The sequence below is a fragment of the Burkholderia sp. genome (assembly GCF_018375725.1).
Lineage (GTDB): Bacteria > Pseudomonadota > Gammaproteobacteria > Burkholderiales > Burkholderiaceae > Burkholderia.
Genome location: NZ_JAHACR010000149.1, coordinates 1 through 9749, shown reverse-complemented (window position 1 = coordinate 9749; position 9749 = coordinate 1). Strand labels below are relative to the sequence as shown.

9 protein-coding genes are annotated in these 9749 nt (G+C 66.1%); 5 read left to right on the top strand and 4 right to left on the bottom strand.

Going from position 1 to position 9749, the window contains the following annotated elements:
* The first annotated feature begins 203 nt into the window (after positions 1 to 203).
* The 5 genes from queA (at position 204) to secF (ending at position 6324) form a co-directional block, all read left to right on the top strand.
* Complete coding sequence (gene queA / locus KH616_RS15710) at positions 204 to 1271, top strand: tRNA preQ1(34) S-adenosylmethionine ribosyltransferase-isomerase QueA (RefSeq protein WP_292247853.1); 1068 nt, start codon at positions 204 to 206, stop codon at positions 1269 to 1271.
* 161 nt (positions 1272 to 1432) lie between these two features.
* Positions 1433 to 2614, top strand: coding sequence for a tRNA guanosine(34) transglycosylase Tgt (gene tgt, locus KH616_RS15705; protein WP_292247851.1), 1182 nt, complete (start codon positions 1433 to 1435; stop codon positions 2612 to 2614).
* A 290-nt stretch (positions 2615 to 2904) separates the two neighbouring features.
* A complete protein-coding gene (gene yajC, locus KH616_RS15700; RefSeq protein WP_292247848.1) occupies positions 2905 to 3231 on the top strand; it encodes a preprotein translocase subunit YajC in 327 nt (108 codons plus the stop codon).
* A gap of 105 nt (positions 3232 to 3336) precedes the next feature.
* Positions 3337 to 5358, top strand: coding sequence for a protein translocase subunit SecD (gene secD / locus KH616_RS15695; RefSeq protein ID WP_292247845.1), 2022 nt, complete (start codon positions 3337 to 3339; stop codon positions 5356 to 5358).
* 15 nt (positions 5359 to 5373) lie between these two features.
* The gene (gene secF / locus KH616_RS15690; protein ID WP_292247843.1) at positions 5374 to 6324 is read left to right on the top strand and encodes a protein translocase subunit SecF; all 951 of its coding nucleotides are present in this window, start codon (positions 5374 to 5376) and stop codon (positions 6322 to 6324) included.
* A gap of 150 nt (positions 6325 to 6474) precedes the next feature.
* Here the strand turns inward: secF and KH616_RS15685 are convergent, their stop codons facing one another.
* The 4 genes from KH616_RS15685 to KH616_RS15670 all read right to left on the bottom strand — a co-directional run bounded on the left by KH616_RS15685 (position 6475) and on the right by KH616_RS15670 (position 9714).
* Positions 6475 to 7752, bottom strand: coding sequence for an MFS transporter (locus KH616_RS15685; protein WP_292247840.1), 1278 nt, complete (start codon positions 7750 to 7752; stop codon positions 6475 to 6477).
* A 188-nt stretch (positions 7753 to 7940) separates the two neighbouring features.
* The gene (locus KH616_RS15680; RefSeq protein ID WP_292247837.1) at positions 7941 to 8519 is read right to left on the bottom strand and encodes a YceI family protein; all 579 of its coding nucleotides are present in this window, start codon (positions 8517 to 8519) and stop codon (positions 7941 to 7943) included.
* A gap of 63 nt (positions 8520 to 8582) precedes the next feature.
* Positions 8583 to 9143 (bottom strand): YceI family protein, encoded by a 561-nt coding sequence (locus KH616_RS15675; protein ID WP_292247834.1) that lies wholly within the window; start codon positions 9141 to 9143, stop codon positions 8583 to 8585.
* Positions 9144 to 9153: 10 nt separating this feature from the next.
* Positions 9154 to 9714: a cytochrome b gene (locus KH616_RS15670; RefSeq protein WP_292247856.1), complete on the bottom strand. Its 561-nt coding sequence runs from the start codon at positions 9712 to 9714 to the stop codon at positions 9154 to 9156.
* Between the last annotated feature and the right edge of the window lie 35 nt (positions 9715 to 9749).

Here is a 9749-nt window from a genome sequence, read left to right as displayed (position 1 = left end):
CTCAGGCAGGGGGCAGGGTGGGAATGGCGTGGTGATACGGGCATCGGATCGGAAAGTGCTTCGCAAGTACAATAGCGGCTTTTACGTCGTCCGAACGAGCGACGCCGGCCAAGCCGCGCGATCCCGCCATCATAGCGGCTCGCGCGCCCTTGTTACGCAATCCGCCGCAGGCGGTGCACGCCGGCCGCATCGAACCAGCCCGCATGTTCACGCTTTCCGATTTCGATTTCCATCTGCCGCCCGAGCTGATCGCGCAAACCGCGCTGCCCGACCGCACCGCGAGCCGCCTGCTCGAGGTCGACAATGCGGTCGAGCCGCCGCGCCTCACCGATCGCCGTTTCGCCGAGCTGCCGTCGTGCATCGCGCCCGGCGACCTGCTCGTCTTCAACGACACGAAAGTGCTGAAAGCGCGCTTTTTCGGCCACAAGGCGAGCGGTGGCAAGATCGAGGTGCTGATCGAGCGCGTGACGGGCACCCACACGGCGCTCGCCCAGATCCGCTCGAGCAAGTCGCCCGGTCCGGGCACGACGCTGACGCTCGCGGACGCATTCGACGTGACGGTCGGCGAGCGTGTCGAGCCGTTCTTCACGCTGCACTTCCCCGCGCCGTGCCTGACGCTGATCGAGCAGTACGGCCGCCTGCCGCTGCCGCCCTACATCGAGCACGATCCGGACGCCACCGACGAAACCCGCTACCAGACCGTGTTCGCGAGCAACCCGGGCGCGGTCGCCGCGCCGACGGCCGGGCTGCACTTCGACGAAGCGATGCTCGCGCGGCTCGACGCCATGGGCGTCGAGCGCGCGACGCTGACGCTGCACGTCGGCGCTGGCACGTTCCAGCCGGTGCGGGTCGACAACATCGCCGAGCACAAGATGCACAGCGAGTGGTACGCGCTGCCGCAGCCGCTCGTCGACAAGATCGCGGCCACGCGTGCGCGCGGCGGCAACGTGATCGCGGTCGGCACGACGTCGATGCGCGCCCTCGAAGCCGCGGCGCGCGACGCGGACGCCGCCGGCCGGCCGCTGGCCGCCGCGCAGGCCGAGACCGACATCTTCATCACGCCCGGCTACCGTTTTCGCGTCGTCGACCGGCTGGTGACGAACTTCCACCTGCCGAAGTCGACGCTGCTGATGCTGGTGTCCGCGTTCGCGGGCGTCGAGACGATCCGCGCCGCGTACCGGCATGCGATCGCGCAGCGCTACCGCTTCTTCAGCTACGGCGACGCGATGCTGCTGACGCGGCGCGACACGCCGGAAACGCCCCCCGCTTGAGCGCATGACACGCACGCGCGCCGCACGCATCCGTTTGCGCGCGGTCGCCGCATGCGATCGCCGCGCACGGTGCTGCGCGGCGCCCCTTTTCACCGCCGCGGCATCCCCGCGGCGTCTTTCAACGCGCCGGACTGTTTTCCGGTAGCCAGGAGCACAACGCGATGACCGAAGGTTCATCCAACGATACGCATACGCACGTCCGCCCGGATAACGGCCTGAAATTCGAATTGCTGACGACCGACGGCCATGCGCGCCGCGGCCGCGTGACGCTCAATCACGGCGTCGTCGAGACGCCGATCTTCATGCCGGTCGGCACGTACGGCACCGTGAAGGCGATCCAGCCGCGCGAATTGCACGAGATCAAGGCCCAGATCATCCTCGGCAATACGTTCCACCTGTGGCTGCGCCCCGGCCTCGACACGATCGCCGCGCATGGCGGCCTGCACGGCTTCATGGGCTGGAACAAGCCGATCCTGACCGATTCGGGCGGCTTCCAGGTGTTCTCGCTCGGCGACCTGCGCAAGATCACCGAGGACGGCGTCACGTTCGCATCGCCGATCAACGGCGACAAGCTGTTCCTGTCGCCGGAAGTGTCGATGCAGATCCAGAAGGTGCTGAACTCGGACATCGTGATGCAGTTCGACGAATGCACGCCGTATGCGACCAACGGCGTGCCGACCACGCACCAGGAAGCGGCCGATTCGATGCGCATGTCGCTGCGCTGGGCGAAGCGCTCGCTCGACGAATTCGACCGGCTCGGCAACCCGAACGCACTGTTCGGGATCGTTCAGGGCGGGATGTTCGAGGACCTGCGCGACGAATCGCTCGCCGGCCTCGCGGAGCTGGACTTCCACGGCCTGGCGATCGGCGGGCTGTCGGTCGGCGAACCGAAAGAAGACATGATGCGGATCCTGCAGCACGTCGGGCCGAAGCTGCCCGCGCACAAGCCGCACTATCTGATGGGCGTCGGTACGCCGGAGGATCTCGTCGCGGGCGTCGCGAACGGCGTCGACATGTTCGACTGCGTGATGCCGACCCGCAACGCGCGCAACGGCTGGCTGTTCACGCGCTTCGGCGACGTGAAGATCCGCAACGCGACGCACAAGCACTCGCTCAAGCCGCTCGACGAAAGCTGCACCTGCTATACCTGCCAGAACTTCTCGCGCGGCTACCTGCACCATCTGCACCGCGTCGGCGAGATCCTCGGCGCGCAGCTCAACACGATCCACAACCTGCACTACTACCTGCAGCTGATGAGCGAGATCCGCGAGGCGATCGAGACGCACACGTTCGACGCATTCCGCCAGCGCTTCGCGGAGGATCGCGCGAGAGGCGTCGACTGACGGCGGGCGGCCCTGCCGGACGCCTGGCGGGCCGCGCGGGCGCGGCGCACTGCATAGCGGAAGCGCGCAGCATTCGCCCCTTTTTTTGCAGGTGTTCGCACCCCATTCCGTACCGCCGGCCCGCATCACATTACAATTTACTTTCGACGCGCACGGCCGCCACGCCGGGGTACGCCCCGGCTGCGCATTAACAGCTTGATCCGAAAGCGCATTTCGCCGTGTCGTCGCGCTTGGGGCCGGTGGTAGAATAACCGGCTTAATTTTCGATCTTCCCCTACGGAGAGACCAACGTGCCGTTCATTTCCAATGCCTTCGCGCAAGGTGCCGCGGGTGGCGCCGAATCGAGCCTGATGAGCTTCCTGCCGCTCATCCTGATGTTCGCCGTGCTCTACTTCATCATGATCCGCCCGCAGATGAAGCGCCAGAAGGAGCACCGCAACATGCTCGCGGCCATGGCCAAGGGCGACGAAGTCGTCACGAGCGGCGGCCTCGTCGGCAAGGTGACGAAGGTCACGGACGCCTACATCGGCGTCGAGATCGCCAACGGCACCGAAGTCACGGTGCAGAAGGCTGCCGTCACGACCATTCTGCCGAAGGGCACGATCAAGTCGCTGTAAGCCCCACCGAGCGTCCGGCTCCCCGCGCCGCCCCCGCCGACAAGCGGCCGGCCACGCGGCGCCGGACGCGACGCTTTCAAGCCAACTTTCCCGTTCGGCCCCCTCATGAATCGTTACCCACTCTGGAAATATGTCGTGATGGTCGTGGCGCTCGCCATCGGCTTTCTGTACACATTGCCCAATTTCTTCGGCGAAGCGCCGGCGGTGCAGGTGTCGAGCGGCAAGGCCACGGTCAAGCTCGATCCCGCGACGCTGAGCCAGGTCGAAGCCGCGCTCGCAGCCGCTCAGATCAAGCCGGACGACGTCACGTTCGAGAACACGGCCAATAACGCGAACATCCGCGTGCGCCTCAAGGACACCGATACGCAGCTCCGCGTCAAGGATCTGCTGCAGAAATCGCTGAATACCGACCCGGCCGATCCGCAGTACATCGTCGCACTGAACCTGCAAAGCGCATCGCCGCGCTGGCTGACCGCGCTGCATGCGCTGCCGATGTACCTCGGCCTTGACCTGCTTGGCGGCGTGCACTTCCTGCTGCAGGTCGACATGACGGGCGCGCTGACGAAGAAGCTCGATTCCGACGCATCCGACGCGCGCGCACTGCTGCGTGACAAGAACATCCGCGACGGCGGCGTGAGCCGCGTCGATCAATCCGTCGTCGTCAACTTCAGCGAACAGCAGACTGCCGACGACGCACGCAAGGTGCTCGCATCGTCGATCGCCGAACTGCAATGGGCGACCCAGCCCGGCGGCGGCGGCTACCAGGTCGTCGGCACGTTTACGCCGGCGGTGCAGAAGGCCGTCGAGGACGCCGCGCTCAAGCAGAACCTCACGACGCTCCACAACCGGGTGAACGAACTCGGCGTGTCCGAGCCGATCCTCCAGCAACAGGGTGCCGACCGCATCGTCGTCGAGCTGCCGGGCGTGCAGGACACCGCGAAGGCGAAGGACATCATCGGCCGCACCGCGACGCTCGAGGCCCGCCTCGCCGATCCGGTCAACACGCATCCGAATCCGAGCGATCCGGTGCCGCCGGGCGAAGAGCTGTTCACGCAAGGCAATCAGGCGCCGGTGCTGCTGAAGAAGGAAGTGATCTTCACCGGCGACCGCATCATCGACGCGTCGGCCGGCTTCGACGAGCACCAGCGTCCGTCGGTCAACATCCGCCTCGATTCGGCGGGCGGCCGCTCGGTGCGCGCGGTGTCGCGCGACAACATCGGCAAGCCGATGGCGATGGTGTTGTTCGAGAAGGGCAAGGGCGAAGTGCTGACGGTCGCGACGATCCAGTCCGAACTCGGCGACCGTTTCCAGATCACCGGCCAGCCGACCCCGCAGGCCGCCGCCGACCTCGCGCTGCTGCTGCGCGCCGGCTCGCTCGCCGCGCCGATGGACATCATCGAGGAACGCACGATCGGCCCGAGCCTCGGCGCCGACAACATCAAGATGGGCTTCCATTCGGTGATCTGGGGCTTTGCCGCGATCGCCGTGTTCATGATCGCCTACTACATGCTGTTCGGCATCGTGTCGGTGATCGGCCTGTCGGTGAACCTGCTGCTGCTGATCGCCGTGCTGTCGCTGATGCAGGCGACGCTGACGCTGCCGGGCATCGCCGCTATCGCGCTCGCGCTCGGCATGGCGATCGACTCGAACGTGCTGATCAACGAGCGCGTGCGTGAAGAACTGCGCCATGGCCAGCCGCCGCAAGTCGCGATCCAGGCCGGCTACGCGCACGCGTGGGCCACGATTCTCGACTCGAACGTCACGACGCTGATCGCCGGCCTGGCGCTGCTCGCGTTCGGCTCGGGCCCGGTGCGCGGCTTCGCGATCGTGCACTGTATCGGCATCCTGACGTCGATGTTCTCCGCCGTGTTCTTCTCGCGCGGGATCGTCAACCTCTGGTACGGCGGCCGCAAGAAGCTGAAGTCGCTCGCGATCGGCCAGGTGTGGAAGCCCGCGGACGCCGCCGGCGCCGCGTCGTTCGCCGCATCGGACGAATCGACCGACACCGCGCGCGCCGCGAAGCTCGCCGCGCCCGCGAAGGGCAGCGCGCCGCGCGCCGGCAAGCCGCAGTTGCGCAACCGTGCGCAGCCGGGCATGCCGCCGAAGAAACCGGGCTCGACCCAATAAGCGCCGGAGACGATCATGGAATTTTTCCGCATCCGTAAAGACATCCCGTTCATGCGGCACGCGTTGGTCTTCAACGTGATCTCGCTCGTGACGTTCCTCGCCGCCGTGTTTTTCCTGTTCCATCGCGGGCTGCACCTGTCCGTCGAGTTCACGGGCGGCACGGTGATCGAGGTTCAGTACCAGCAGGCCGCGCAGCTCGAGCCGGTGCGCTCGACGCTCGGCCAGCTCGGCTATGCCGACGCGCAGGTGCAGAACTTCGGCACGTCGCGCAACGTGCTGATCCGCCTGCCGCTCAAGCAGGGCCTGACGTCCGCGCAGCAGAGCGACCAGGTGCTGGCCGCGCTGAAGGCGCAGAACGCCGACGTGGCGCTGCAGCGCGTCGAGTTCGTCGGCCCGCAGGTCGGCAAGGAACTGGCGACCGACGGCCTGCTGGCGCTCGCGTGCGTCGTGATCGGCATCGTGATCTACCTGTCGTTCCGCTTCGAGTGGAAATACGCGGTCGCCGGCATCATCGCGAACCTGCACGACGTCGTGATCATTCTCGGCTTCTTCGCGTTCTTCCAGTGGGAGTTCTCGCTCGCGGTGCTCGCGGCGATCCTCGCGGTGCTCGGCTACTCGGTCAACGAATCGGTCGTCATCTTCGACCGGATCCGCGAGACGTTCCGCCGCGAACGCAAGATGAACGTGCAGGAAGTGATCAACCATGCGATCACGACCACGATGTCGCGGACGATCATCACGCACACGTCGACCGAAATGATGGTGCTGTCGATGTTCTTCTTCGGCGGTCCGACGCTGCACTACTTCGCGCTCGCGCTGACGGTCGGCATCATGTTCGGCATCTACTCGTCGGTGTTCGTCGCCGGGTCGCTCGCGATGTGGCTCGGCATCAAGCGCGAAGACCTGATCAAGGACAAGAAGCTCGCGCACGATCCCGACGATCCGAACGCAGGCGCACAGGTTTAAGCGCGTCGCTGACGGAAATGGAAAAGGCCGGTTCGTTCGAACCGGCCTTTTTGCTATTCGTGACCGGCACCGCATCCGCTGCGGCCGCCGACCGTGTCCGCCGGGCGACGCATGCCGCGCGACCGGCGGCACCGCGCCGCCCTTCCCGCGTCACCGGAACCCGAACCGCCTGCGCAACGCCACGAGCGCCATGCAGCTCAGCGCCGCCGCGAACATCAGATAGAAACTCGGCGCGGTTTTCGTGCCGGTCGCGCGGATCAGCCACGCGATGATGAACGGCCCGAAGCCGCCGAAGATCGTCACCGCGATGTTATACGCGAGCGACATGCCGGTCGTCCGGGTCTGCACCGGAAACACCTCGGACAAGAGGCCCGGCAGCGCCGCGAAATAGCCGGTCATCAGTAAGGCGAACACGACCTGCACCGCGATCAGCGTGCCGAAACCCGGATGCGCGACCAGATACGCGAACGCGGGATAGATCAGCACGAGGATGCCGAGCGCCGGCGCAACCATCACGCGCACGCGCCCGTAACGGTCCGACCAGTGCCCGACGAGCGGCGCGAACAGCATCTGGATCACGCCGACGACGAGGATCGCCGCGAACGCGGACGACGGCGAGAGACCGAGTTCCTTCACGCCGTAGGTCGGCATGAACAGCACCAGATACGTCGCGACGGTGCCGAGCACGACCGCGCCGATCGCGGCCAGCAAGCGCGCCTTGTGCGATGCGAACGTATCGCGCAGCGGGTTCGCGGTGGTGTCGGCCGCGAGAAACTCCGGCGTCTCGTCGACCTTCGTGCGGATGTAGTACGCCACCGGCCCGAGCAGCAGGCCGAAGAAGAACGGCACCCGCCAGCCCCACGACGCCATCTGTTCGGTCGTGAGCTGCGCGCTCAGCACGGTGCCGAACACCGCGGCGAGCAGTGTCGTGAGTCCCTGGCTCGCGATCTGCCAGCTTGCGAAGAAGCCGCGCCGGCCCGGCACGTGCTCGGCCAGAAACGCGGTCGCGCTGCCGAACTCGCCGCCCGCGGAGAACCCCTGCATCAGCCGCGCGACGACGAGGATCAGCGGCGCGGCGATGCCGATCGTGCCGTAGGTCGGCAACACCGCGATGATCAGCGTGCCGGCCATCATCAGCAGGATCGACAGCGTCAGCGCCGCCTTGCGGCCCGCGCGGTCCGCGTAGGCGCCGAGCACGATCGCGCCGAGCGGCCGCATGAAGAACGACACGCCGAACGTGCCGAGCGTGAGCAGCAGCGACACGGTGTCGTTGCCGGCCGGGAAGAACAGCTTCGAGATCGTCACCGCGAAGAAGCCGTAGACGACGAGGTCGAACCATTCGAGCGCATTGCCGATCGACGCGGCGACGACCGCACGCCAGACGCGCGGCGAAGAATCGAGGGACACGGACGGCGTGACGGCATGCATCGGCGATCTCCTTTTCGTTATTCGTTCGCGCCGCCGCGCCTCGGCGCCGGCGACGTCCGGCCGATTATAGACGCGCCGTCCTGCGTGCCCGTGCCCAACAAAAAAACCGCCGCGCCCCAAATGGGAAACGCGGCGGTTCGCGGCAAGCGGGTCAAATGGATCGGGCGACCCGCACCGGTGCGACAGCCTTACTGCTTGATCCCTTCGGCCGAGATCTCCAGCTTGGTCGCCGTCTTGAAACCGTACGACTTGCCGTAGTCGACACCGAAATCGGCGCGATCGAATTCGCCGGCCGCATCGACGCCGCACACTTCACGCTTGAGCATCGGGTGCTGGATGCACTTGAACGAATCGATCTTCAGCGTCAGCGGCTTCGTCACGCCGTGCAGCGTCAGGTTGCCGACGATCTCGGCCGGCTTGTCGCCGTCGAACTTGATCGTGCCCGTGTAGGTCGCTTCCGGGTACTTGGCTGCGTTGAAGAATTCGGCCGACTGCAGGTGCTCGTCGAGCTTCGTGTTGCCGGTGCTGACCGATGCGATGTCGGTCGTCACGTTGACGGTGCCGGTCTTCGCCGCGCGATCGAGCGTCACCGCGCCCTGCGACTTGTCGAACTTGCCGCGCCAGACCGACAGGCCGCCGAAGTGGTCGGCCTCGAAGCTCGGGTACGTGTGGCTCGAATCCAGCTTGTAGGTCGCGACGTCGGCGAATGCCGGGAACGACAGCGAGGCGGCAAGCGCGGCGGCCGTGATCATCAGTTGCTTCTTCACATCCATCTCCTGGAAACGTCGCCGCGCATATGCGCGGCATCGGGGTATATCGAACCGTCGCGCTTACTTCGCGGCGACGATATGAAACTTGATCTGCACGTCGTCGGCGACGATCGACGTGTCCTTCCATTCGCCGGTGCCGACGTTGAACGCCGAGCGCCGGATCGGCAGCACGCCGTCGAAGGTCTGCGTCGCGCCGGCTTGCGTGACGGTAACCGGCACGGTCAGCGTCTCGGTCTTGCCCTTGATCGTCAGCTTGCCGGTCACGTTGTATTTGTTGCCGCCGGCCGGCGCGATCGCCGTCGACACGAAGGTCGCCTGCGGGTACGCCTTCGCGTCGAACCAGTCCTTGCCCGCGACCTGATCGTTGTACATCTTGTCGCCGAGGTCATAGCTCGCGATGTCGATGGTCACCTGCGCGCTGCCCTGCGCCGCCTTCGCCGGATCGAACTTGACCTGCGCGGAGAATTTCTTGAACACGCCTTCGGTCGGCACGTTCATCTGCTTCGAGACCGCGGTGACCTTGCTCTTCGACAGGTCGACGTCGGCAAGCGCCGCACCCGAAGCGGCAAGCGACACCGCGACGAACGCGGCCGCCATGGAGCGGGAGAAAGACACTTTCATAGCACCCTTTTCATTTGGCAAACGGAAGCATCCGCGACAGCAGGCCGTCGCGGTCCAACACCTGATGCTTGACCGCGGCGAGCACGTGCAACCCGACCAGCGCAAGCAGAATGTAATTCAAAGACACGTGCAGCGTCTTCAAGGTTTCCTTCAGCACCGGATCGGGGTCGATCAGGCGCGGCAGCGGCACGATGCCCAGGTACACGACCGGGATGTTCGATGCCGAGCTGTACAGGTAGCCGGTCACGGGAATCGCGAGCATCAGCACGTACAGCAGCACATGCACGCCATGCGCGCCGATCCGCTGCAATGCCGGCATGCCGGCGGGCAGCGGCGGCGGCACGTGGGTCGCGCGCCACAGCACGCGCACGATCGCGAGCGCGAAGACGGTCACGCCGAGCCACTTGTGCCACGAGAAATACTTGAGCTTCGTCGGCGTGAAGCCGGGGATGTCGGTCATCACCCAGCCAAGCGCGAAGGCGCAGACGATCAGCAGTGCAATCAGCCAGTGCAGTGCGATCGCGGTTCGCGTGTAGCCGGCCGGCGCGGCCGGCAGCGCATTCGATGTCATGGGTTCCTCAGTTGAGCGAAAGGCCGCGCCGCCGT

Coding starts and splice junctions, on each gene's coding strand:
- queA (WP_292247853.1), top strand. CDS start 204: ATGTTCACGCTTTCCGATTTCGATTTCCATCTGCCGCCCGAGCTGATC.
- tgt (WP_292247851.1), top strand. CDS start 1,433: ATGACCGAAGGTTCATCCAACGATACGCATACGCACGTCCGCCCGGAT.
- secD (WP_292247845.1), top strand. CDS start 3,337: ATGAATCGTTACCCACTCTGGAAATATGTCGTGATGGTCGTGGCGCTC.
- secF (WP_292247843.1), top strand. CDS start 5,374: ATGGAATTTTTCCGCATCCGTAAAGACATCCCGTTCATGCGGCACGCG.
- KH616_RS15685 (WP_292247840.1), bottom strand. CDS start 7,752: ATGCATGCCGTCACGCCGTCCGTGTCCCTCGATTCTTCGCCGCGCGTC.
- KH616_RS15675 (WP_292247834.1), bottom strand. CDS start 9,143: ATGAAAGTGTCTTTCTCCCGCTCCATGGCGGCCGCGTTCGTCGCGGTG.
- KH616_RS15670 (WP_292247856.1), bottom strand. CDS start 9,714: ATGACATCGAATGCGCTGCCGGCCGCGCCGGCCGGCTACACGCGAACC.